Consider the following 22,265-nt stretch of genomic DNA (forward strand, 5'->3'; position numbering starts at 1 on the left):
AGGAGAATGAAAATTAAGCAAATGTTAATTTATATTGAACTTTAAAGCAGAACAGTCCCGAAGTGTTCAGCTGCGCTAAACCTGTTCATGAAAGAAATAGATCACCAGCAGCAATGCTTCTTCCCCTTCAATGCACTTGGGATTGTGCAGCTCATTGGCGTCAAAAAACATGGAATCACCCTGATTAAGCACATACTTATTTTTACCCACGGTATACTCCACCGCTCCTTGGAGCACATATTTGAATTCAAATGCATTGGTACGAACCATCGGGCGTTTCGCATCCTTTTCCAGCCGCAACAGTACCACGTCGATGTGGTTGTCTTTGAACTGTCTGCTGAAAATGCGCTGGTAGTAAAACCCTTTCGCATTCTCTTTGGTAAATGGCTGGTAGTCTTCCTTGCGCCGCACGAGTACATTCTCACCCGGCGATTTGGAGATGATATCTTTGAAAAATACATTCAGGTCGATATCCAGCGCTTTGATCAGCCCCAGCATTACGGGCAGTGACGGAATGGTCCGGCTGTTTTCAATTTGAGAAACAAGGCTTTTAGTAACCCCGGCTTCGTCAGCGATTTCCTGCAGGGTAACCCCTTTATTCTTTCTGACTTCCTTCAATTTGTTGCTGATCTGCAAAAGAATATCTTCCTGCATACTTTCTTCAAGTGAGTAAAAAACTGATTTAATCGGGCGATCAATGATACAACCTAAATTTTACTTAGCCCAAAAAAGTTTGATGGAGGAAGGGGAGTAAGGAGGAAGGAGGAGGATTATATTCCATTCCTTCCTTCCCCCCCTTCCTCCCCCCAATCCTCCCGAAACTATTTTTTAGGAATATTCCGTTATATTGAGGAATTTTAAGAAATGATGTATTCCTTCTCACATACTAAAATATCCAGTTATGCACGATGCAATTAAAGTAGCCCGTTATTTTGTCAATCTCGGCATTGTCGATGATGTGCCGCTTACAAATATGAAATTGCAGAAGGTTTTGTACCTCGCCAATGGAATGTACCTGGCATTGACAGAGAAGCCACTTCTGGCCGAAGATATTCAGGCCTGGCGGTACGGTCCGGTAATTCCAACTGTATACAATACTTTTAAAAGCTGGGGCGATAAGCCTATTACATTGCCACAACCATCCGATGGTCTCAGCCTTGATGCTAATACACAATCCATTCTTCTGGATGTTTGGAATATTACAAAGAGTGTTGATGCGATCAAACTTGCCAACTGGACGCACCTGCCGGGATCTCCCTGGGACGAGGCTGTAAAGCATTCTCTGAACACGACAATCGATCCTGAACTGATGAAAAAATACTTCCGGGAGTCTTTCAACCTCCCGCACCAGGCGGCGTAATCCCGAAAATACAATTAACCAGTTGCAGCCGAGAGAGCCAAGTCAACAATGCCATCAACCAATATTGTACAGAATGTAGCGGATGTAATTAACAGTCAGTCTGACGTACCCGATCAGATTACGACTGAAAGCCTCGTTTTTGCCAACCGGGACCCGAGAACAACAGCAAGCTATGCAGAGGAGAAAAACAAAGCTGAGCTCGAAAGCTTCCGGCAGGATACACAGGAGCGTAAGAAGTACGCGAAGCTGATTTTCTGGATGGTTGCGCTCTGGCTGGCCGGCATTTTCGGCATTATTCTTATGGTCGGCTTTGAATCCATGCACTTTAAACTTACGAATGAAGTCACGATAGCGCTGATCACCACAACCACCATCAATGTGGCCGCCTTCTTCCTGGCTGTTACAAAATATCTTTTCCCAAACAGAAACAGAGACTAATCCAATAATCCCCGGGCTTAAGCCCGGGGCAAGGGATTGCTTTTGCTGGGCTTATTGGGCTGAAGCCCTGGAAGCGGGATTACCATGTCTATTCACTTGCGCGAAGCGCAAACTATTGTCTATTGCCCGGGCTTAAGCCCGGGGACAATGATAATTATATTCTTTTTAGAGTTGGTTCGTGGAAGGATTTCCAGATTTTGGCAGCTTCTTCTACTGTTTCCGGCGGTGATTGCAGGTAGGCTTCAACCCTGGCCAGGTTCTCGGATTTTGAATCTTTGACTGAGTATTTCACCAGGTTAACCAGCAGCTCGTCAATCTTGGCAGTGTTAAATCGCCAGTTCTGATCGTATTTGGTAAACCATTCTTCTTCCAGGAAAACGTATCCTGAATACCTGTAAACATCTGAAAAACCGAAAGCATCAATCACAATCGGCTCGGTAGGCTGCTCCTGATCCAGCTCCTTGTCACTATACCGCTCGCGGCCATTCCCAAGTAATCCAACGAACCTGTAATTCTTCACCTTTTGAAATTCCATTTCCTATTTTTGGTTTTGATTTATCAATCAGGACAAGCATAATTATTGTGCCTTTGAACCTCATAACAGCACAATCATGTTGTCGGATATAACAGTCCCTAATTAACAGTATAAAGTCGGATGATCCGCATTTCCACGCTCCCACTTATTGAAACAACACAGCAATTTCATGCTGCCGAACTCATCTTGCTCGTCGATGTACTGCTAGTCGGCGATACGCCGCGGAACATGAGAGAGCATATAAAGAATAACTACGGTGGGTTTATAGTAGATAAAAAAACGTATATCCCCATTACGCTGACCGGGACGCCGGAAAGTCTGCTGAACAATGCGGGCAAGATGATCCACTTTAAATTCGATCGCGGTTTTGAAAACTATTATGCATTTGACGGGAATGTAGCAGCAGCCTTGTGGCACCGGAAACTGTACGATATGCCGGCGAACGCAGGTGTAAGCCCGATCAACTTTGAACGCGAGGAAGCCTTCATTATCAGGCGCTACATTACTGAAAGGCGTGAATACATTGAGCCGGAGACCGAACCAAAGCTGCTGGAGCTGCCATTGACGGCGCCCGCCAGCATTGGACTGAAAGCAATGCGTGGACTGAAACCTGTTCGAAAAGCGTGATATTTCGGTTTTAACAGGTATGTCAAAATTATCCAGCATTGTCAGGTTTAAATGTCCGCGCTGCCGGAAAGGGAATCTGTTTGTCAGGCAAAATCCTTACAGCTTTAAAGGGAGCCTTGATATGCCCGAACGCTGCCCTGTATGTGACCAGGATTTTAAAATAGAGCCCGGCTTTTACATTGGTGCATTATGGACCAGCTTTCCCATTGTGATCCTGATTATGACCGCGCTTTCTGTCCTGCTTTTGGTTTATTTCAAAATGGATATGAACTGGTTCTTTGTCACATTAACTCTGATCCTTTTTTTACTTCAACCCATTATAATGCGCCTTGGAAGATCCATTTGGATCCATTTGTTTGTCAGCTTTGAAGAAAATGCGGAGGATGTTCACTGACGGTTTCTGATCAGCAATCCCGAAGGTTTTAATCTTTCAAAGCAGTCTGTTCTTTGAAGTCAATCACGTTCTTGATCATTCCTTCAAAAACAAAAAAGTGAAAAGGCAGGACCGAATACCAGTAAAGTCTGCCCAATAATCCTTTGGGCCTGAATGTTGCTGTTTGAAAAAGGTAATTCTTTGAATTTTTGCTGACCACCTTGAATTCCAGCCAGGCTTCTCCGGGGAGCTTCATTTCGGCATACAACAGCAGTCGTTTGTTCAATTTATCAGCGGCCAGTACGCGCCAGAAATCGAGGGTATCTCCACTGTAGATGGTGTGCTCATTCGTTCGCCCCCTGCGCAATCCCACGCCACCTACCAGCTTATCCATAAAGCCACGCAATTTCCACATCCAGTTGCCATAATACCAACCGCGCCGACCTCCTATCGACCAGATATTTTCGACCACCTGATTTACGTCGCCGGTGATTTCTTTTTGTCTCTGGTCGGTAAAACAACCTTTCTTGGGAATACGGATGTGCTCGATCCGGTAGCTATTGACATAGCTGGAAACGAAGGAATCTTTCCAGCTCGAAACCACATTGTTTTGCTCGATTTTCTGAAAAGCGAGCGAAACGGCTTCCCGGTAAGTTACGGGCGTGATATCCAGCAATTTTTCCAGTTCGTCATTTTCCGGCACCACATCCACTTTCATGCTGTTCACCAGATTGGAAGCGAGCTTAAACGAAGTAGAAGTTACAAAATACAGCCAGTACGACGATAATTTGGGCGTCATCACCGGCACTGTAATAATATACCTTTTTAAACCCCGCACTTCTGCAAACTGGAGTAGCATCTCTTTGTAAGTCAAAACCTCCGGGCCACCTACGTCGAAAGAGCGGCCAAATGTTTTTTCGTTTAACAAAACACCGTACAGGTATTCCAGAATATTACGGATTGATATTGGCTTGCTTCTGGTGGTCAGCCACTTGGGCGTGATCATGACCGGCAGCTTTTCTACCAGGTCGCGAATGATTTCAAATGAAGCGCTACCCGAGCCGACGATAATGCCAGCCCTGACAGCAGTAAGCGGAATGTCGCATGACCCGAGGATCTCCTCTACCTTTTTCCTGGACGAAAGATGTTTGGACAGGTTGCTGCTGTTGGTGATACCACCCAGATAGATAATCTGCCTGACTTGTGTCCCTCTCAAAAGTTTGACAAAATTCAGGGCCGATTTTTCTTCCATCTTTTCAAAATCACCCTGCTCTGAACTCATCGAATGGATCAGATAGTAAGCCGCATCGATACCTTCCGGCAGCTCCCCGGCGATCTCATCTTTCAGAAAATCAACTTCAATGAGGGAAATACCTGACTGTGCGTAAATACCTTCTGTGGGAAACCTGTTTTTATCCCGGACACAACATATTACCTCGTGGCCATTTTCCAGCAGCACCGGAAGAAGCCGTTTTCCAATATAGCCGGTAGCACCAGTCAGTAGAACTTTCATATAGAATAATGCATCGAAAACCATGCCTCGCAGCCGTGCATTCAGGCGGCTGTGTACGACTGTAGCTACAAAAAAGGCGAGTTGGCTGCCAGGAGAGATTTAAGCAGAATTACTATAATGAATGCATTAATTTACAGCGGTCGCAAGCTTGCAGTGGATCAGGGTAAGTCAGTTCAGAAACCGCCTTACCAGCCAGATTATCAGATTCAGCAGGCCGCTGAGCAGGAGCATTGTTGTAATGGGGAAATAGAATTTGAAGTTCTCCTTTTCAACACAGATATCACCGGGCAGGCGGCCGAGCCAATGCAGCTTATCGCTTAAAAAGTACACGATAATGCCGATCAATACGACCGCCAAGCCGATCAGGATCAGGTATTTACCGGTGGCTTGCGACATTGTTTTTAAATGCTATTTGAGGATACCGAGCGCCAGCTCAATGTGCGCAAAATGGTGCTTAACGTGCCAGGCCGACATTGCCAATGCATGTTTCTGACTGATCCACATCTGGCGAACGGGGTGAAAATACGCAATGTCCAATTGCTCGGAAGTGAGACTTTTCGCGAGGTACACATACCTGTTTCCAATACTTTCAAAAGCCGCCAGCGAGTCCGCGATCGGGTACGAAACAGCTTCCGGCGTTTTGACCCAACCGTCCATATTAATCAAAGTTACCTCCTTGTAGTCAGGCTCGGTCAATGCTTTTTTCATCCTGAAAAAATGCACCAGATGGATATCCGCAACGTGGTGGATCAGCTGCTGAACAGTCCAGCTGCCCTCCCGGTAAGTTTTGCCAAGATCCTCCTCTGAAAAATTAGCGGCCAGCTCGCGGTAAGCGGCGGGCGCTGTTTCAATTGTCGATATCAGTTCGGCCAGCTCTTCATCCGTATAATCTGCCTGCGAGACAAACGGACCAATGGGATATTTTCTGTCTATCATTTCAGGAATGTAATTGAATGCAATTGTATGTTACTAAGTGACTAGGCTTTGCGCTTGGCTCCTACAAATATCGCCCCGGCGATCAACCCGATTAACAATATCGAACTCACCAGGTCAATCTTACTGCCTACTGCTACCGACACCGGTTCAAAGCGGAATTTGATCGTGTGCTTGCCCGCGGGTACCCTCAATGCACGAAGCACATAGTTGGCGCGCAGCAAATCCGCAGGCTTATCGTCGATCGTTACTTTCCATTCATCTCGCACATTGTAATAGATCTCCGAGAAAACTGCCAACCCTTCATTGCGGGAGTTACTTTCATAAATCAGTTCGTTGGGTTTGTAGCTGATCAGACTGATTTTAGCAGAAGAATCAGGCTGCAAGCTGAGTCCCTGTAATTTGGAAGCGAACTTCTGATCAAGTACTGCCTCATACCGGGGTTTGAGTGAATCCAAAGCCGCCATTTCAGCGTCTGCATTTGGAACAACTTTATAACTATTTACAAACCAGGCATGACCCAATGCATCGGGATTAGCTTGCACCACTTTGTTACCCTGCTGATCCGGAACAAGAAAATACTTCGTGTTCAGCATGTTGATCACATTCATATTGGGCCGCTGGCTCATTACCTGTCTTTCGAAAAGCTCCTGGTACCTGCGAAGCTTAGCGCCGTGATAGCCGCCGAGTGATTTGTGAAAATTGGAAGCAGCTGCACTGTTGAACGGACCTTGTGCGGATGTATTATCAAATACTTTATAATCAAGATCGGGATCTTTGAGAATCTGCTCGTCGGCAGGTGAAGGACTTGTATTTCCTTGTGCCACGTAGTTAGATACAAAATCTTCGCTATTCAGATAGCGCTTGTCGACACCAAATAAGTCGAAAATAACAAGGGCGATTAATACCGCATAAAGTATCACAGGCTTGATCTTGTCCATCATCCACAGCCAGATCAATCCGGCGGCGAGCAGTACAAATATCAGGCTCCGGAATGCATCGGCTTTCATCAGGCTGATACGGTCTTGTACAATGGAGTTCATGATCTGCTGCGCGAATGCTTGATCCCGTGTCATTTGCGTAAACTGCTCCAATGTCGCCGAATCATTTGTCGATTGAAAGCTGAAAAACAACGTGGGCATCAATGCCATAATCACCATCAAACCGCCGCTGATGCCAAGCGAAATCAGGAAAGGCTTCTGGAATTCTTTCCAGGTAATTTTCTTTTGAACAAGGATAATCAATGCCAATACGCCGAGGAAAACCATCAGCAGCTGCGCCAGTGAAACTGCCATTGTCATCGCCCTGAACTTGTTGAACATTGGGAAATAGTCAAAGAACAGGTAGTTCACCGCAGCGAAGCTTTTACCCAAAGCCCAAACAATGTACAGCAGCACTACTGCGACAGCCCAGGATTTCAGCGGGCTTTTTACGATAAAAATCCCCAGCAAAAACAGGAAGAAAACGATTGCACCCACATAGTTGGGCCCACCCATAATGGGTTGCTCTCCCCAGTAAAGCGGCATCTGCTGGATGATACTCTGCGAATTCGCCGGATCTACACCGCGACCGATCAATGTTTTGTAAGTTTCCGAATCGGTTGAAAGAGGTCCGTACCCTGCCCCACCGTAAGCATTTGGAATAACGAGCGTAAGCAGCTCACCAAAGCCGTAGCTGTATGTAAAAGCATAAGTCTTGTCAAGTCCGTCGTTTTTGGCCGGGCTGGCAGCGGTATCCTTGCTTGTCAGCTCCGATTTGCCGCGGATTGTTTCTTTGGTATAATCATAAGCATTCCACAACCGGGTCGAATGCGTTCCCACGGCGAGCACAGCCGCAAGCCCAAGCCCGCCTAGCACCAGCGCCAGCTCTTTACCGCGACCATTCTTAATAAATGCAATACTTTCAATGACTACCAGAATTACAACTCCGATCCCCAGATAATATGTGATCTGCACGTGGTTGGCGTAGAGTTCAAGCGACAAAAAGAGGGCTGTAAGCGCAGCGCCTGCAAGCCAGTGTTTCCTGAAAGCCAATATTACCCCAGCAATAACACCGGGTGCATACATGATCGCAATTACCTGCGAAATGTGCCCCGCTTCGAGGTTGATTATATTAAATGATGAGAAGGCAAATGCAATTCCTCCCAATGCAGCCAGCCAGCTGCCAGCGCCCATCACCAGGAAAAGCACATAAGCGCTCACCATTCCGATCAGCAGGTAATTGGCAGGCGCAGGTAGAATCTTGTTGATCCCCTGGCCGATTTTGGTGGAAATACTCGTAGGATAATCGGTAGCAACCAGGTAAGCGGGCATTCCGGCAAACATTCCATTGGTCCAGGAAGACCACTCTCCTGTCTGCTTTTGATAGTCAAGTACTTCACGTGCCGCAGCTTTGGCTTGAATATCATCCGTCGCCACCAGTTTTTTCCCCTGCAACACGGGAGAAACGTATACAATGGACAGAATTATAAAGCCCAATACAGCTACTAAGTGCGGCCAGGTATTTTGCCAGGAAATCAGGTTTTTCATTTCGATATTAAGTAAGCCTGCGGTTGGTTTAGTGATTGGAATGCGCTGTTGGTGTCGCCGTCAAAAATAGAACATTTCAAACCAGAGCACGTCAGGTGACGACCTGAGAATGAATATTAAATTTCTATTAACCGGCGCAAATATATAAGTATTGATATATGTTTAGGGTGTAAAATCCGAATCTTGTTCTGGCAAATTTTTAACAGAATTAAGAGTCAGGTCATATATTTTAAGGAAATACCGGATAAATTTGCGGAAATTGTGACTTTAAGGTTCAAAAGTCGCGACACAATCAAAAGATAGAAGTAACCCGAAATTAAATGAAAAGAATTGGAGTATTTACCTCAGGAGGGGATGCCCCGGGTATGAACGCCTGTATCAGGGCGGTAGTGCGTGGCGCTGTCTACCATGGTATCGAAGTTTTTGGAATCAGAAGAGGATATAGCGGAATGATTGCCGGTGATGTTTATAAAATGGACTCCCACTCGGTTAGCAATATAGTTCAAAGAGGAGGTACAATTCTTAAGTCTGCGCGCAGCAAAGAATTCATGACCCCGGAAGGACGCAAGAAGGCATACGATAACCTGATGTCGCACGGGATTGAAGGCCTGGTAGCCATCGGCGGAAATGGTACGTTCACAGGTGCGATGATTTTTGGAAATGAATACGGTATCCCTACCGTAGGCGCACCCGGAACAATCGACAATGACCTTTACGGAACTGATTACACGATCGGATTTGATACTGCAGTAAATACGGCATTGGACGCGATCGACCGCATCCGCGATACTGCCAGCTCGCATGACCGCATCTTTTTCATTGAAGTAATGGGCCGCGACTCAGGCTACATTGCTGTTCAGTCGGGTATCGCAGGTGGCGCGGAGCTGGTAATGGTACCGGAAGTGCTTACCCCGATTTCGGAAGTAGTTGAAACCCTGAAACAGGGATGGAGCCGCTCTAAATCATCTTCTATCATTATTGTTGCAGAAGGCGACGAAGAAGGAAGTGCACAGGAAGTAGCTGAAAAGATCAAAGTACAGGTCGACGAGAATGCGGATATCCGCGTTACCACCCTCGGCCACACCCAGCGTGGAGGACAGCCTTCTGCATACGACCGGATCCTGGCAAGCCGCCTCGGCCTGGGCGCCCTGGAAGGATTGATCGGCGGACAGAAAAATGTAATGGCCGGAATCGTGAATAATGACCTGGTTTACACACCTTTCGAGGATACGATCAGGCTGCCGAAACCAATCAATGAAGATCTATTAAGAATGGTGAAAATCCTCAGCGTGTAAAACGCGGGGTTTCACATCAGGCGTAGCCGGTCAACTTATATACAACATAACCGACCAGCTCATGCCACAACACACTGAAATCAGCAAATGCGTTGGCATCGGGAACCAGCAAACGATCAAAGGTGATCCCGTTGTACCCACCCAGGTAGGCGGCACAGAAAAAATCGGTTTTGACACCTGCTTTCTGAAAACAGCCGAGTGACCTGCGCATGTGAAAAGCGGAGGTAATGAGAATGTACCTCCCATTCGGAAATTTTTGTTTGAGGATACGCGCAGAAAATAATGCGTTTTCACGTGTGTTTCTCGCTCTTTCCTCGAACAAAATGTCAGCAGGGGCAACTCCCCACCTGACCAGCAGGTCAGCAGCAACCCTCGTTTCTCCTTTTCCCAATTCCATCTGATAGTCCTGACTCGTACCTGTGATCAGGATCTTTTTGATCTTACCTGCCTTGTAAAGCCGGAAAGTCTGCAGTACGCGGTCCCCGTTATTACCCATTGAAATCAGATCCGTAAAAGGCTTTTTCCCATAGATCAGCCCGCCGGAAAGCAGGATACCAACATCGTAAGTACCCTCCACGTTTTTGAGCTGCACTACCCGCGGCTCCCACCAGTTGAGCGCTTTGGTTACTAGATAAGTACTGGAAGTAAGATAGGTCAGCACAATCGTCACCATGATTATCCGCTTCTGCCATTTTTTATTGTTGGTAAAAAGAGCCAAAATCATCAGCATAATTATAATGCTCAGCGGCATTACCAGAAAGTCTATGGCTTTGGAGAGAAAAAAAAACATTTGAATAAGAACCTGGTAGAAGTTATCGTTTTGAAACTAATTTTGTCCGTCCCGAGATTTGAAGTAATTAAAATAATAACTGATAAGCAAACACCGACCTGATGAGCGCTTTTGTACGAAATGCCTTTTTTTTCCTCCTTTCCGCCTTTTCAGTTGCCACCCATGCATTTGGCCAGGGTTACCGCATTGAAGCAAATATAAAGGGGGCGAGGGATTCTTCGTTTATTATTGGACATTACAACAGAACACCCAACCAGTTTGTACCCAAGGATACAGCAAAAGCGGATGCAAACGGAAAGATCGTCTTTGAAGGTCCTTCAAACCTGCCGGGCGGCTTATACGTAATTCTTTTCCCGGGTAACCAGCGACTGATCGAACTGGTTTATTCAGGAAAGGAAACCAACATTAAGCTGGAAACAGATACTACCGACCTGATCGGGAGCATGAAAGTAACCGGCTCGAAAGAGAATGAGATTTTTTATGGATATCAGAAAGAGCTGAAAAACAGCTCCAAGCAAATTGAACAGTTTGGCAAAAAAAACGGCGCCGACTCACGCGCGAAGATCAAAGACATTCAGCAGAGTTTTGCTGCTTACCGCCAGAAAATGCTGAGTGAAAATCCGCAGAGCTTTACTGCACAGCTTCTTAAAATGTCGGCAGATCCGGAGATACCCGCCGCGCCCAAGCTGCCAAACGGGAAAACAGATTCCATTTGGGTATTCAATTACTACAAATCACATTACTGGGACGCATTTGATTTTTCTGATTCGAGAATCGTGAATACACCATTTCTTGAACCCAAGTTGGATCGCTACTTCAAAAACCTCGTCGTGCAGGTACCTGATTCGCTGATCAAGGATACCGATGCGATCGTGAAGAAGGTGTCTGTTAACAAGGATATCAAATCCTGGGTGGTTTTTTACATTGCCAACCAATATGAAAACCCGAAAACCGTAGGTACGGAGGCGCTTTGGGTACATATAGCAGAGAAATACTACCTGTCGGGTGATATGGATGTTTCTGCAGAAAACAAGAAACGTATAGCCGAAAAGGTGAACACTTTGAAGAACCTGCTGGTGAACAAAACTTTCCCTCCATTGAGCCTGACAGATCAAAATGGAAAGAAAATAAGCGTACAAACCATTCCGGCGGAATATACGGTGCTATTTTTTTACGCCCCCACCTGCGGGCACTGCAAGGAAGCTTCGCCGTTGTTGAAAGCGTTTTACGACAAGAACAAAGCAAAGGGTATTAAAGTAATGGCGATTTCTACCGAACATAATATGGAAGAATGGAAGTCCTTTATCAAAAACTACCATTTCGAAGACATTATTAACGGTTTCGATGCATTGCAGCAGATCGACTTCAACCGCAAATTTGATGTGGTAACTACCCCTACGGTTTATATTTTGGATAAAAACAAAAAGATCATCGCCCGCAAAATGCCTGTGGAGCAGCTGGAAGACTTTTTGAATTATTATCAAAACAAAATGGCAAGAAAACTCTGATCAGTTTCAGAGAAATGTAATACAGATCGGCAGCTTTACAGGAATGCTTTCATGCTTGAAAGTAAGCTTGCCGGTCGCAGGATCCACATCATAAACTACCAAATTGTCAGTGGATTGATTGGCCACGATCATCAGTTTTCCGCTCGGGTCGATATTAAAGTCGCGCGGCGTAGCGATTGATTTTGTTTGCTGGTCAACCATTTCCAATTCTCCATTTCCTTTGATTGCAAATCCGGTAATGGAGTTGTGGCCGCGGTTGGAAACATAAACAAACTTTCCGTTCGGATGCAGGTGAATTGCTGCGCTGGTGTTGGTACCGGTAAAGTCCGCCGGAAGCGTCGGGTATGTTTTAATCGCAGTGATCACCCCGTTTTTATCAATAGAACAGGAAGTAAGTGTCGCTTCCAGCTCATTCAGCAAAAACAACGATTTGCCTGAGGGATGTATGATCAAATGGCGTGGGCCTGCGCCGGGCTTTCCTGTAAAAAATGGTTGCGCGGGATTTGGCGCCAGTTGGTTCTTTTTGGTATCCACAGCGTAATTCATGACTTTGTCGCTCCCCAGATCTGTTACGTATACGAACTTACCGTCAGGACTGGCAGTCGCGAAATGCGCGTGTGACTTCTCCTGCCGCTTTTCATTTGGTCCGGTCCCTGTGTATTGTTCCTTATAAACCGGCGCACCCAATCTCCCGCCTGCCTCGGCCGGATATGCAGTGAAGCTGCCGCCCGTGTAATTAGCCGCAAAAACAAGCTTGCCCGAGGGATGCACCGCCACGTGGCAGGGATTCGCTCCTTCCGAAGACTGGCTGTTGAGGTAAGTCAGCTTCCTGTCCTTCCCAATGGAGTAAGCATCGACTTTGTTGTTACCACCGGCAGCATATAAAGTTTTTCTATCAGGAGAAACCGCAACATAGCCCGGTCCGACAGAAGTGTTAAAGGTATCTATGAGCGTGATCTGCCCGGTCGACAAATTCAGTTCACAGAGCGAAATGGACGAATTTGCACCTTTATCTGATGTTCCAATGTAAAAGGGGATCGTTTTGTCCTGAAATGAAACCAGCGCCAGCGAAGCGACCAGCATGAATATGGGAAGAATGATGTTTTTCATGATCGTGGTTTAGAATGGGATTTTACCAAACGTACTCAAAAGCGAACCCAAACCTGTTTTTAATGTTGTTTATATAGATATTCAATTGAAACAAAACACAATTTGAACTACCATGGAAACGATTACCTGGCAGGAATTCGAGAAAGTTGACCTGAGAGCAGGCACGATCATCGAAGTTTCAGATTTTCCAAAAGCAAGAAAACCGGCCTTCCAACTCAAAATAGACCTTGGCCCGAAAATCGGGACCAAAGCCAGCTCAGCTCAGATTACGAAACGGTATACCAAAGAACAATTGCTGGGCAAACAGGTCTTGTGCGTGATCAATTTTCCACCCAAACAAATCGCCGATTTCAGGTCAGAGGTACTCACGACTGGCTTTATTTTACCAGACGGAGAAGTGATCCTGGCCAGCCCGGATTTTGAAGTTCCGAATGGGACAAGGTTGGCCTGAGGATAACCGGCTTATTGCCGCAGGATAATCAATCTACGAAACACTAAGTAAGGCAATGTATCATAAGTCAAAACTGACTTATGAGCGAACATCGGAACAATGTAGCGGTTATCGTGCACAGCTGCGATAGGTATGAACTTCTATTCAGGGGTTTCGAATACTTCTTTTCAAAATATTGGGACTTCAATATTAAATGCTCCTACTATTTTATAACGGAGTGTTTATCAGCAGACATTCAAGGGTTCAAAAACCTGAAATCTGGTAGAGGGCCTTGGTCAGAACGGCTACATAGAGTATTGACCGAACAGGTAAGTGAGAAGTACATTTTATACTTTCAGGAGGATATGTGGATGGATAAATGGGTGGATAAAACTTTCTTTGAAGAGCTCTTTAAGTTAGCTGAGCAAAAAGAATGGACGCAAGTGAAGCTGCACAGTTCAGACGTATATGTGACAAGAGAAACTGAAAATTTTCTCAACGGCTTTAATATCGCCATTGTCGACAACCAGAAGTCGGACTACCTTATGTCTCACCAAATAACCCTTTGGAAAAGGAGCTTTTTAGTTGACCAATTATTGAAAAACGAGCATCCCTGGAGAAACGAACGACGTGGAACGAAAAGGCTAAGAACAAGAAACCCACAAATTCTCCATATAGATTATTTTGCTGAAAATGGACAAGCGAGTATTAACCATAACAAGCAAATAATATTTCGAAGTCAGTACTACTGCGTGTCACATAATGGAACGATCAACGATTCTATCCTACATTTTGTGGATGAGCTGAGTGTCGGTGATAAAGCTTATGGCGATAAGCTCTTCTATCATTATCAGCAAAAGTTGACTCATGACGGCAAAGCAAAGCCGAGAAAGCAAGATATTTTCAAAAGGCTAAAGACGTGGCTTCTATCGTAATTGCAATCGACAAAAATGTAAGTCCCAGCCAGAATTGTGTAATGCCTTTCGCAGACGCAGTAGTTAATTTTGTAAACAAGATTTTACAAGGCTATGGACACAACATCAGAAATTCATAAAGTGACGCTTCCTGTAACAGGAATGTCTTGCGCAGCCTGCGCGGTAAGCGTCGAAAGTATGCTTAAAAGCACTCCGGGCGTTGAAAATGCCGGAGTCAATTACGCGAGTCAATCTGTATCGATCGGATATGATCCTGAAACCGTAACCCTGCCGGAGCTTCACGAAGTACTGAATGGGATCGGGTACGGGCTCATAATCGAGAATGAAGAAGAAGACACGCTCGCCGAGCAGGAGAAAGCCCGGCTGGCACATTACGAACATCTGAAAACCAGCACAATCTGGGCGGGCATACTTACTGTGCCCGTGGTGATACTTGGCATGTTTTTCATGGATCTGCCTTTTTCAAATTACACGATGCTGGCATTGACACTTCCGGTATTGTTTATTTTCGGGAAAGACTTTTTTGTCAATGCATGGAAACAGGCGAGCCACGGTAAAGCCAACATGGACACGCTGGTGGCGTTGAGTACCGGCGTCGCATTCCTTTTCAGCACATTTAACACCTTTTTTCCGCAATTCTGGCATGCACGGGGCTTGCATCCGCACGTATATTTCGAGGCAGCTTGTGTCATTATTTTCTTTATTCTTTTGGGTAAAATGCTCGAAGAGCGTGCCAAAACGAAGACTTCCGATGCATTGAAAAAGCTGATCGGCTTGCAGCCCAAAATCGTGCGGATGATCCGCGAAGGTGTTGAAATGGAAGTCAATGTAAAGGAAGTGATCCTCGGCGACGAAATCCTGATCCGCGCGGGAGAAAAGATACCGGTGGATGGAAAACTAATCTCCGGAAGCTCGTTTGTAGATGAAAGCCTGATGACCGGAGAGCCGGTACCTGCTGGCAAAAACGCGGGCGATCCTGTTTTTGCAGGGACAATCAATCAGAATGGCAGCTTTACATTCGTAGCGGAAAAGGTGGGCAAGCAGACCGTTTTGGCACAAATTATCAAAACTGTACAAGAAGCGCAGGGAAGTAAGGCGCCTGTCCAGAAGCTCGTCGATAAAGTTGCCGGGGTCTTTGTTCCCGCAGTAATTGCAATCGCCGTGCTGACGCTGATCGTTTGGATTTTCGCAGATGGTGAGAATGCATTAACACACGGTTTAATGGCGGCAGTATCTGTGCTGGTAATTGCCTGTCCGTGTGCCCTCGGCCTCGCCACTCCTACTGCGATGATGGTAGGGGTAGGAAAAGGAGCCGAAAACAACATTCTGATCCGTGATGCGGAAAGTCTTGAGAAAGCATACCGGGTGAACGTAGTGGTATTGGACAAAACAGGTACGCTCACCATGGGCCGCCCGGTAGTTACAGACTGGCTCTGGAAAATCCCGGGCGCTGACCAGGAGAAGCATTTGGCGGCTGTCAAAGCCATTGAATTAAGGTCAGAACATCCGCTTGCCAGCGCCATTGTCCAGCATATCAATGCGCCTGCACAGCTCAATGTACGCCAGTTCGAATCGGTGACAGGCAGCGGTGTACGTGGGAAAATAGCCAATATCCGCTATACAATCGGCACTCTGAACTTTCTCAAAAGTGAAGAAATTACCGTTGGAACAGACGTGATCAATGAGGTAAGAGAGATTGCTGAGCAGGCGAAAACGGTGATCGGAATCGCAGCAGACAAGGAGTTGATCGCAGTGGTGGCTATTGCAGATACCCTTAAACCAACTTCAAGCCAGGCGGTTTCTGAGTTGCAAAAACAAGGGATAGAAGTGATTATGCTCACAGGCGATAACCAGCAGGCAGCAGCGGCAATTGCCCGGGAAACCGGCATTATCTCCTACCGTGCAGAAATGAAGCCGGACGATAAAATGCAGGTGATCAGACAACTGCAGTCTGACCGGAAGATAGTTGCGATGGTGGGCGATGGTATCAATGACTCGCAGGCATTGGCGCAGGCCGACGTGAGCATTGCAATGGGAAAAGGATCGGATATCGCGATGGATGTAGCCAAAATGACGCTTATTACTTCCGATCTGCTCGTTTTACCAAAAGCATTGAAACTGTCCCGCAAAACAGTGGCGACGATCCGGCAGAACTTGTTCTGGGCCTTCATTTACAACCTGATAGGCATTCCTGTCGCTGCCGGAATATTGTATCCATTCAATGGATTCCTGCTTGACCCGATGATTGCCGGCGGTGCAATGGCGCTAAGCTCAGTCTCGGTGGTAATGAACAGTCTGCGGCTGCGGGCTGCACGGTTGTAATTTCAATTTTCAAAAACTTTGTAATTCCTTCCGGTAATTGTGTAACAAGTGACTTACTCCGATTGCCGATCTTTGCAAAGTAGTTTCAAATACCTGAATACCGACTAACACAATGGAAACGATCAAATTCAAAACCAATATCAAATGCGGCGGCTGTGTGGCTACCGTTACACCTATCCTGAATGCAGATCAAGAAGTGGCCAGCTGGGCCGTCGACCTGGAAGATCCGCGCAGGATTTTGAAAGTGGAAACCACCCGTTCTGCCGAAGAAATAGAAGAACTGATTAAGAATGCAGGCTATGTAGCCGAAGAAATAGCCTGATAATTAATTATATTTGACATACAATGAAAAACAAATTGCACCGATCGATCACTGCCCTGATGGCATTTCTGGTACTGTTCAGCAGTACGGGATTTGCGTTGGTGGAGCATCAATGCATGATGCGCGGCAAGTCGGTGCAGTTTGTAACCCCTGCCAAATCAGAGGATTCCGTTAAAAAAGGTGGTACCTGCTGCGCTAAAAGCAGACAGCTCAAAGAATCGACCGGAACATTTATCAAGAAAACAGATTGCTGCAAGGAAAGCCACAAGTTTGAGAAGCTGGATGTCGTTTCTTCCGGTGGTCAGCAGGCTGCAAAAATCCTGAAACTGTGGGCCGGCGACGTAGTCTGGTTCGCAACATCCTACCAGTTTATCAGGGCAGAATGGCGGCTTCCTTCTTCGCCTGATTCGCCCGACATATCCTTTTCCTCCCGCCTTCACGGGAGAAGTATGCTCTCATTTATCCAGTCATTTCTGATTTGATCCTAGTGATTAATAGCTAATTAACAGATTCCGAATGGGATTTGCACTACTATTTTTCAATTGAATCTATTTTGAAATGAAAACTTACCTGGCAGGATTACTCTGCCTGCTTTCCATTTCCGTTTCAGCACAGCGGGTAACCGGCACCGTCAGCGAGCAGGTTGCCGGCTCCGACAGTCTTGCTCCTGTCACCGGCGCCAATGTATATTGGTCGGGTACTACACAAGCTACTGCTACCGATACGTTCGGCCATTTTACCATTCCCAGATCTGCGCAGTCGAACCTGCTGGTGATCAGTTTTGTGGGATTCAGGAACGATACCATCAAAATCGGTGCCGAGAGTGAGCTGCAAGTGGTTTTGAAAAGCGACCGGACGCTGGATGAAGTTACCGTGCGGGGAGGCAGCGGTTCCATCGACCGCCTGTCTCCGCACCAGACAGAAATCATTACTACCCGCACGCTAGCCAAAGCCGCATGCTGCAATCTTTCCGAGAGTTTCGAAACAAACGCATCTGTATCAGTGTCGTACAGCGACGCAGTTACGGGTTCAAAGCAGATCCAGATGCTGGGACTGAGCGGCACTTACATTCAGTCCAATGTGGAAAATATCCCGTCCCTGCGGGGCCTGGCGTCTACTTTCGGGCTGAGCTCCATTCCGGGAACGTGGATCCAATCCATTGATATCGGCAAAGGCGCGGGCTCTGTGGTGAATGGATACGAATCCATGACCGGCCAGATCAACATTGAGCTGCAAAAGCCCGATTCACCGGAAAAGCTTTACCTGAATACCTATATCAACAATTTCGGAAGAGCTGAACTGAACCTGAACCTCGCCCATCAACTCAGTAAAAAATGGAGCACCGGTCTGCTTACCCACGGAAGTACCCTGCGGAACAAAGTCGACAATAATGGCGATGGTTTTCTCGACATGCCGCTTTATACGCAAGTCAATGCGATAAATCGCTGGAAGTACCAGGGCGATAAACTGATGGCGCAGTTTGGTGTGAAAGCGCTCGTGGAAGACCGTACCGGCGGACAAGCGGGTTTTGAGAAAGAAATGCGCGGTACAACGCAAGCTTATGGTTTTGGGTCAAAAATCAACCGCTACGAATTTTTCTCCAAGATTGCGCGGCTTTTTCCCGAGCAGCCTTATAAGGGGCTTGGATTGATAGTGAATGCATCCGTTTTTGATTCAAAATCATTCTTTGGTCTTAATAACTACGATGGAAAGCAAAAAACGCTTTATGCTAACCTGATCTATCAGTCCATTATCGGCAACACAAATCATTCCTATAAAACGGGCTTAAGCTACCTGCTTGATAACTATGATGAACGTTATAAAGCACAGACTTTAACCAGGAACGAGTCGGTACCAGGCGCATTTTTCGAGTATACCTATAACAACCTCGACAAGTTTGTGCTGGTAGCAGGCGGGCGGGTTGACTTTCACAATCTGTACGGAACACAATGGACGCCGCGTATGCATTTGAAATACAATGTCACAGATCAAACCATTCTGCGTGCTTCTGCGGGCAAAGGGTTCCGCGTGGCCAATCCGCTGGCTGAGTACTACGGGAATCTCGTAAGCTCGCGGCAGGTGCTTTTCCGGGAGCAGATCCGGCCAGAGAAATCGTGGAACTACGGTGCGAGCCTCACCCAGGAATTTGCATTGGGGGGAATGAAGGGAAATCTGATAGTGGATTATTACCGGACTACTTTTGACAATCAGCTCGTAGCCGATATGGAAGATCCCAGGTATCTGAGCTTTTATAACCTGAATGGACGGGCATTTGCAAACAGCTTTCAGGCAGAGGCCAACCTGACGCCCGTCAAACGTTTTGAATTGAAACTAGCTTACCGGCTTTTTGATGTGAAGCAAACTGTCAGTCAGGCTTACGACCAGCGTGTATTGCTGCCAAGAATGATGGTCAGCCGCGACCGGGTGCTGTTTAATGCAGGTTACGCATTGCCTTACGACAAATGGAAATTTGACTTCACAGCACAGTGGAATGGTAAAAAGCGGCTGCCATACATGGGCGATATAGATCACCATCAGCTAGCTGAAAACCTACCTTCGACAATGGCACCTGCATTCTATAATTTTAACGCACAAATCACCCGCACCTTCCCAAAATGGGATATTTACCTCGGCGGAGAGAACCTCGCGAACTTCACGCAGAAGAACCCGATTATAGGCGCAGACCAGCCTTTCGGCCAGCATTTTGACGCGGGAATGGCATGGGGGCCGGTAGTAGGGCGAATGATTTATGCGGGGATTCGTTATAAGATTATACGTTAGAAGGAAGGAAAGGGACGACGGAGGAAGGAGGAAGGGAATTTAAAAAGCGCTTTTTATGAAATTGTATATCAAGAATATGGTTTGTGACCGCTGTAAGCGTGTTGTACGCGAGGAGCTGACTGCTCTGGGGCTGCATCCTTGTTCGGTGGATCTGGGCGAAGTCGAGATTGAGGAAGAAATAGAAGGAGAAAGTCTCAAAAGGGTGAAAACTGTTTTGGAAACAAATGGTTTTGAGCTGCTAGACGACCGCAAGCTGACTATTGTTGAACACATCAAAACGCTGGTAATCGACGAAATACAGAACCTTAAAGGAATGAAACCTGCGCAAATGAATTTCTCGGATTATCTGTCGGACAAAATTGGCTACGAATACTCCTACCTGAGCAGTCTTTTTTCATCTGAAACCGGACAGACGATCGAGCAGTACATTATCGCGCAAAAAGTGGAGAAAATCAAAGAATGGCTTTCCTACAATGAGCTGACGTTAAGCGAAATGGCGTGGAGGTTGTCGTACAGCAGTACTGCCCATTTGAGCAACCAGTTTAAAAAAGTCACCGGAATGACACCGGGAGAATTTAAAAAGAGTCCGACAGCAAGAAAGACACTTGATCAGGTCGGAGGATGAAATTAATAACAAACCAAAAAACAACTGCAATTATGAAAACTATCATTTTTTCACTCGTTACACTTCTTTTTTTCGGCTCGAATGTGGCTTTCAGCGCTGGCGATGAGAAGGAAATCAAGATCAAAACATCGGCGATCTGCGAAATGTGTAAGGCACGCATTGAGCGCAACCTTGGACTGTCCAAAGGTGTGAAAGAATCCAACCTGAACTTGAAAGACAAAGTTGTAACTGTGAAGTACAATCCGGCCAAAACAAGCCCGGAAGCGATCAAAGCGACAATTATTAATACAGGTTACGATGCGGATAATCAGCTCGCCAATCAAAAAGCACACGACAAACTGCCCAGCTGCTGCCGGAAAACCGCTGCTGCACATTAACTGATTCAAACTTCATCATGAACAGAAACAGACTAAAACAACTGGCACTGCTGGGGTTCAGCCTGGCTGCATTCCCTGTATTCGCCCAGCACGAACATCACCAGCAGCCAGACACCACGCGCCACGAAATGCACGACATGAAAAGTATGGATCATGGCAACATGAACCATGGGGATACCACCGAAATGGATCATTCCAAAATGCAGCATACGCATCAAATGACGCACAACTTTTCGCTTAGCCTGCCGATGACAAGAAACGGTTCGGGCACCGGCTGGCAACCTGACGCCACGCCCATGTATGCGTACATGAAGCATAGCAACAAATGGAATTACATGTTGCACGGCAGTATATTCCTGCGTTACACAGGTCAAAATTTCAATAACAAGGGTAGAAAGGGCCAGGAATCGAAGTTTAGTGTGCCTAACTGGTTTATGGGAATGGCGCAGCGGCAGGTAGGTAAAAATGGGCTGCTGAATATCCGCGCAATGGTCTCGCTGGACCGGATCTTCGACGGCGGAGCTGGTTACCCGCTTCTTTTCCAATCGGGCGAAAGCTGGAAAAATGTTCCATTGGTTGACCGCCAGCACCCGCACGATCTGATCTCGGAACTTTCGGTCGGATATACCCAGCGCATTAATGACCAGCTGGACCTCACAGTGTACGCAGGCTACCCCGGAGAACCGGCGCTCGGCCCAACTGCATTTATGCACAGAATGTCAGCTTTCAACAATCCTGACGCTGTTTTGGGCCACCACTGGCAGGATGCTACCCACATTACTTTTGGCGTGGTAACTGCGGGCGTTCGTTACGGAATGTTCAAAATTGAGGGATCTTCGTTCACCGGCCGGGAGCCGGATGAAAACCGCTTTAATTTCGACAAGCCGCGTTTTGATTCTTACAGCTATCGATTGCTTTTCAATCCCTCTGCCAACTGGTCATTTCAGGCGAGCCGGGCATTTATTAAAAGTCCTGAAAGGCTGCATTCGCACGATGACGTCACGCGCACTACTGCTTCTGTCCAGCATTCTGCGCAGCTTTCCGGCGAGAACAGATGGATTTCGAGTACGCTGGTTTGGGGCAACAATTCAGGTGGACATTCGAGCGGCAATACCGTTTTGGCAGAATCTAATTTGCAGCTCAACAAATGGGCAGTGTACGGCCGCTATGAGCGTGTGGAAAAAGGCTCTGACGAGCTGCTGAGCGACTCTGGTAACATAAGGATCGGCTTCTTTAAACTTCCGGTTTCTGCATTCACATTGGGCCTGAACCGGCAGCTTTTTCATTTTGCTAACACGCTGGTGCAGACCGGCGCGCAGGTTACTGTGCATAGTCTGGCGGGAGATAAGACCGGAATTCTGGAATACAATTATTCCAAAACCCCGCTTTCCGGTCAGGTTTACCTGCGCCTGACTCCGGCTTTGATGAAAATGTAGCTTCTCCGATTATCTTCAATAGATACC

Annotated in this window: 23 protein-coding genes; 15 read left to right on the forward strand and 8 right to left on the reverse strand. The window is 46.6% G+C overall.

Annotated features, from left to right (window positions below; genetic code table 11):
• Window positions 1-75: 75 nt before the first annotated feature.
• Complete coding sequence (locus tag Q369_RS0125910) at window positions 76-654, reverse strand: helix-turn-helix domain-containing protein (protein WP_031530624.1); 579 nt, start codon at window positions 652-654, stop codon at window positions 76-78.
• Between the two features lie 247 nt (window positions 655-901).
• Here Q369_RS0125910 and Q369_RS0125915 point away from each other — a divergent pair, with 247 nt between their 5' ends.
• Window positions 902-1,360, forward strand: coding sequence for a Panacea domain-containing protein (locus tag Q369_RS0125915; protein ID WP_031530625.1), 459 nt, complete (start codon window positions 902-904; stop codon window positions 1,358-1,360).
• Window positions 1,361-1,408: 48 nt separating this feature from the next.
• Window positions 1,409-1,798, forward strand: a complete 390-nt coding sequence (locus Q369_RS0125920; RefSeq protein WP_031530626.1) for a hypothetical protein — start codon at window positions 1,409-1,411, stop codon at window positions 1,796-1,798.
• A gap of 154 nt (window positions 1,799-1,952) precedes the next feature.
• Here the strand turns inward: Q369_RS0125920 and Q369_RS0125925 are convergent, their stop codons facing one another.
• A complete protein-coding gene (locus Q369_RS0125925) occupies window positions 1,953-2,333 on the reverse strand; it encodes a hypothetical protein (RefSeq protein WP_031530627.1) in 381 nt (126 codons plus the stop codon).
• A 120-nt stretch (window positions 2,334-2,453) separates the two neighbouring features.
• On the opposite strand from Q369_RS0125925, the gene Q369_RS0125930 reads away from it, so the two are divergent.
• Together Q369_RS0125930 and Q369_RS0125935 are read left to right on the forward strand one after the other, a co-directional pair.
• Window positions 2,454-2,960: a hypothetical protein gene (locus Q369_RS0125930; RefSeq protein WP_031530628.1), complete on the forward strand. Its 507-nt coding sequence runs from the start codon at window positions 2,454-2,456 to the stop codon at window positions 2,958-2,960.
• A gap of 19 nt (window positions 2,961-2,979) precedes the next feature.
• Entirely contained in the window at window positions 2,980-3,354 is a 375-nt protein-coding gene (locus tag Q369_RS0125935; protein WP_031530629.1) for a DUF983 domain-containing protein, read from the forward strand.
• Window positions 3,355-3,382: 28 nt separating this feature from the next.
• Here Q369_RS0125935 and Q369_RS0125940 read toward each other — a convergent pair whose 3' ends face one another.
• The 4 genes from Q369_RS0125940 to Q369_RS0125955 all read right to left on the reverse strand — a co-directional run bounded on the left by Q369_RS0125940 (window position 3,383) and on the right by Q369_RS0125955 (window position 8,307).
• Entirely contained in the window at window positions 3,383-4,846 is a 1,464-nt protein-coding gene (locus Q369_RS0125940) for an SDR family oxidoreductase (RefSeq protein WP_031530630.1), read from the reverse strand.
• Window positions 4,847-5,014: 168 nt separating this feature from the next.
• Complete coding sequence (locus Q369_RS0125945; protein ID WP_031530631.1) at window positions 5,015-5,242, reverse strand: DUF2905 domain-containing protein; 228 nt, start codon at window positions 5,240-5,242, stop codon at window positions 5,015-5,017.
• A gap of 12 nt (window positions 5,243-5,254) precedes the next feature.
• Window positions 5,255-5,782 (reverse strand): DinB family protein, encoded by a 528-nt coding sequence (locus tag Q369_RS0125950; protein ID WP_031530632.1) that lies wholly within the window; start codon window positions 5,780-5,782, stop codon window positions 5,255-5,257.
• Between the two features lie 41 nt (window positions 5,783-5,823).
• Window positions 5,824-8,307, reverse strand: a complete 2,484-nt coding sequence (locus Q369_RS0125955) for a glycosyltransferase family protein (RefSeq protein ID WP_031530633.1) — start codon at window positions 8,305-8,307, stop codon at window positions 5,824-5,826.
• Between the two features lie 320 nt (window positions 8,308-8,627).
• Here Q369_RS0125955 and pfkA point away from each other — a divergent pair, with 320 nt between their 5' ends.
• Window positions 8,628-9,602 carry a 6-phosphofructokinase gene (gene pfkA / locus Q369_RS0125960; RefSeq protein ID WP_031530634.1) on the forward strand — a complete coding sequence of 325 codons (975 nt, stop codon included), beginning with the start codon at window positions 8,628-8,630 and terminating at the stop codon, window positions 9,600-9,602.
• 16 nt (window positions 9,603-9,618) lie between these two features.
• Here pfkA and Q369_RS0125965 read toward each other — a convergent pair whose 3' ends face one another.
• Complete coding sequence (locus tag Q369_RS0125965; protein ID WP_031530635.1) at window positions 9,619-10,392, reverse strand: YdcF family protein; 774 nt, start codon at window positions 10,390-10,392, stop codon at window positions 9,619-9,621.
• A 101-nt stretch (window positions 10,393-10,493) separates the two neighbouring features.
• Here Q369_RS0125965 and Q369_RS0125970 point away from each other — a divergent pair, with 101 nt between their 5' ends.
• Window positions 10,494-11,900 carry a TlpA family protein disulfide reductase gene (locus Q369_RS0125970; RefSeq protein ID WP_031530636.1) on the forward strand — a complete coding sequence of 469 codons (1,407 nt, stop codon included), beginning with the start codon at window positions 10,494-10,496 and terminating at the stop codon, window positions 11,898-11,900.
• Window positions 11,901-11,906: 6 nt separating this feature from the next.
• Here Q369_RS0125970 and Q369_RS0125975 read toward each other — a convergent pair whose 3' ends face one another.
• A complete protein-coding gene (locus tag Q369_RS0125975) occupies window positions 11,907-13,010 on the reverse strand; it encodes a lactonase family protein (RefSeq protein WP_031530637.1) in 1,104 nt (367 codons plus the stop codon).
• 112 nt (window positions 13,011-13,122) lie between these two features.
• Here Q369_RS0125975 and Q369_RS0125980 point away from each other — a divergent pair, with 112 nt between their 5' ends.
• The 9 genes from Q369_RS0125980 (at window position 13,123) to Q369_RS0126020 (ending at window position 22,238) form a co-directional block, all read left to right on the forward strand.
• The gene (locus Q369_RS0125980; RefSeq protein ID WP_031530638.1) at window positions 13,123-13,461 is read left to right on the forward strand and encodes a tRNA-binding protein; all 339 of its coding nucleotides are present in this window, start codon (window positions 13,123-13,125) and stop codon (window positions 13,459-13,461) included.
• An 80-nt stretch (window positions 13,462-13,541) separates the two neighbouring features.
• Complete coding sequence (locus Q369_RS0125985) at window positions 13,542-14,375, forward strand: hypothetical protein (RefSeq protein WP_031530639.1); 834 nt, start codon at window positions 13,542-13,544, stop codon at window positions 14,373-14,375.
• A gap of 93 nt (window positions 14,376-14,468) precedes the next feature.
• Window positions 14,469-16,697, forward strand: coding sequence for a heavy metal translocating P-type ATPase (locus Q369_RS0125990; RefSeq protein WP_031530640.1), 2,229 nt, complete (start codon window positions 14,469-14,471; stop codon window positions 16,695-16,697).
• Window positions 16,698-16,809: 112 nt separating this feature from the next.
• A complete protein-coding gene (locus Q369_RS0125995; protein ID WP_031530641.1) occupies window positions 16,810-17,019 on the forward strand; it encodes a heavy-metal-associated domain-containing protein in 210 nt (69 codons plus the stop codon).
• Between the two features lie 23 nt (window positions 17,020-17,042).
• Window positions 17,043-17,501, forward strand: a complete 459-nt coding sequence (locus Q369_RS0126000; RefSeq protein ID WP_031530642.1) for an HYC_CC_PP family protein — start codon at window positions 17,043-17,045, stop codon at window positions 17,499-17,501.
• Window positions 17,502-17,577: 76 nt separating this feature from the next.
• Complete coding sequence (locus Q369_RS0126005) at window positions 17,578-19,800, forward strand: TonB-dependent receptor (RefSeq protein WP_031530643.1); 2,223 nt, start codon at window positions 17,578-17,580, stop codon at window positions 19,798-19,800.
• Between the two features lie 55 nt (window positions 19,801-19,855).
• On the forward strand, window positions 19,856-20,425 hold the full coding sequence (locus Q369_RS0126010) for a helix-turn-helix domain-containing protein (protein WP_031530644.1): 570 nt from the start codon (window positions 19,856-19,858) through the stop codon (window positions 20,423-20,425).
• 32 nt (window positions 20,426-20,457) lie between these two features.
• Complete coding sequence (locus tag Q369_RS0126015) at window positions 20,458-20,802, forward strand: heavy-metal-associated domain-containing protein (protein ID WP_031530645.1); 345 nt, start codon at window positions 20,458-20,460, stop codon at window positions 20,800-20,802.
• Between the two features lie 17 nt (window positions 20,803-20,819).
• The gene (locus Q369_RS0126020; RefSeq protein ID WP_031530646.1) at window positions 20,820-22,238 is read left to right on the forward strand and encodes a hypothetical protein; all 1,419 of its coding nucleotides are present in this window, start codon (window positions 20,820-20,822) and stop codon (window positions 22,236-22,238) included.
• Window positions 22,239-22,265: the final 27 nt, after the last annotated feature.

The organism is Dyadobacter crusticola DSM 16708 (assembly GCF_000701505.1).
In the GTDB taxonomy this organism is placed as follows: Bacteria; Bacteroidota; Bacteroidia; order Cytophagales; family Spirosomataceae; genus Dyadobacter; species Dyadobacter crusticola.

Bases quoted from the DNA above. Each gene is read 5' to 3' on its own strand.
- Q369_RS0126000 (WP_031530642.1), top strand. From the start codon at position 17,043: ATGAAAAACAAATTGCACCGATCGATCACTGCCCTGATGGCATTTCTG.
- Q369_RS0126010 (WP_031530644.1), top strand. From the start codon at position 19,856: ATGAAATTGTATATCAAGAATATGGTTTGTGACCGCTGTAAGCGTGTT.
- Q369_RS0125930 (WP_031530628.1), top strand. From the start codon at position 2,454: ATGATCCGCATTTCCACGCTCCCACTTATTGAAACAACACAGCAATTT.
- Q369_RS0125950 (WP_031530632.1), bottom strand. From the start codon at position 5,782: ATGATAGACAGAAAATATCCCATTGGTCCGTTTGTCTCGCAGGCAGAT.
- Q369_RS0125915 (WP_031530625.1), top strand. From the start codon at position 902: ATGCACGATGCAATTAAAGTAGCCCGTTATTTTGTCAATCTCGGCATT.
- Q369_RS0126005 (WP_031530643.1), top strand. From the start codon at position 17,578: ATGAAAACTTACCTGGCAGGATTACTCTGCCTGCTTTCCATTTCCGTT.
- Q369_RS0125940 (WP_031530630.1), bottom strand. From the start codon at position 4,846: ATGAAAGTTCTACTGACTGGTGCTACCGGCTATATTGGAAAACGGCTT.
- Q369_RS0125965 (WP_031530635.1), bottom strand. From the start codon at position 10,392: ATGTTTTTTTTTCTCTCCAAAGCCATAGACTTTCTGGTAATGCCGCTG.
- Q369_RS0125935 (WP_031530629.1), top strand. From the start codon at position 2,980: ATGTCAAAATTATCCAGCATTGTCAGGTTTAAATGTCCGCGCTGCCGG.
- Q369_RS0125990 (WP_031530640.1), top strand. From the start codon at position 14,469: ATGGACACAACATCAGAAATTCATAAAGTGACGCTTCCTGTAACAGGA.
- Q369_RS0125945 (WP_031530631.1), bottom strand. From the start codon at position 5,242: ATGTCGCAAGCCACCGGTAAATACCTGATCCTGATCGGCTTGGCGGTC.
- Q369_RS0125970 (WP_031530636.1), top strand. From the start codon at position 10,494: ATGAGCGCTTTTGTACGAAATGCCTTTTTTTTCCTCCTTTCCGCCTTT.
- Q369_RS0126015 (WP_031530645.1), top strand. From the start codon at position 20,458: ATGAAAACTATCATTTTTTCACTCGTTACACTTCTTTTTTTCGGCTCG.
- Q369_RS0125975 (WP_031530637.1), bottom strand. From the start codon at position 13,010: ATGAAAAACATCATTCTTCCCATATTCATGCTGGTCGCTTCGCTGGCG.
- pfkA (WP_031530634.1), top strand. From the start codon at position 8,628: ATGAAAAGAATTGGAGTATTTACCTCAGGAGGGGATGCCCCGGGTATG.
- Q369_RS0125955 (WP_031530633.1), bottom strand. From the start codon at position 8,307: ATGAAAAACCTGATTTCCTGGCAAAATACCTGGCCGCACTTAGTAGCT.
- Q369_RS0125925 (WP_031530627.1), bottom strand. From the start codon at position 2,333: ATGGAATTTCAAAAGGTGAAGAATTACAGGTTCGTTGGATTACTTGGG.
- Q369_RS0125920 (WP_031530626.1), top strand. From the start codon at position 1,409: ATGCCATCAACCAATATTGTACAGAATGTAGCGGATGTAATTAACAGT.
- Q369_RS0125980 (WP_031530638.1), top strand. From the start codon at position 13,123: ATGGAAACGATTACCTGGCAGGAATTCGAGAAAGTTGACCTGAGAGCA.
- Q369_RS0126020 (WP_031530646.1), top strand. From the start codon at position 20,820: ATGAACAGAAACAGACTAAAACAACTGGCACTGCTGGGGTTCAGCCTG.
- Q369_RS0125995 (WP_031530641.1), top strand. From the start codon at position 16,810: ATGGAAACGATCAAATTCAAAACCAATATCAAATGCGGCGGCTGTGTG.
- Q369_RS0125910 (WP_031530624.1), bottom strand. From the start codon at position 654: ATGCAGGAAGATATTCTTTTGCAGATCAGCAACAAATTGAAGGAAGTC.
- Q369_RS0125985 (WP_031530639.1), top strand. From the start codon at position 13,542: ATGAGCGAACATCGGAACAATGTAGCGGTTATCGTGCACAGCTGCGAT.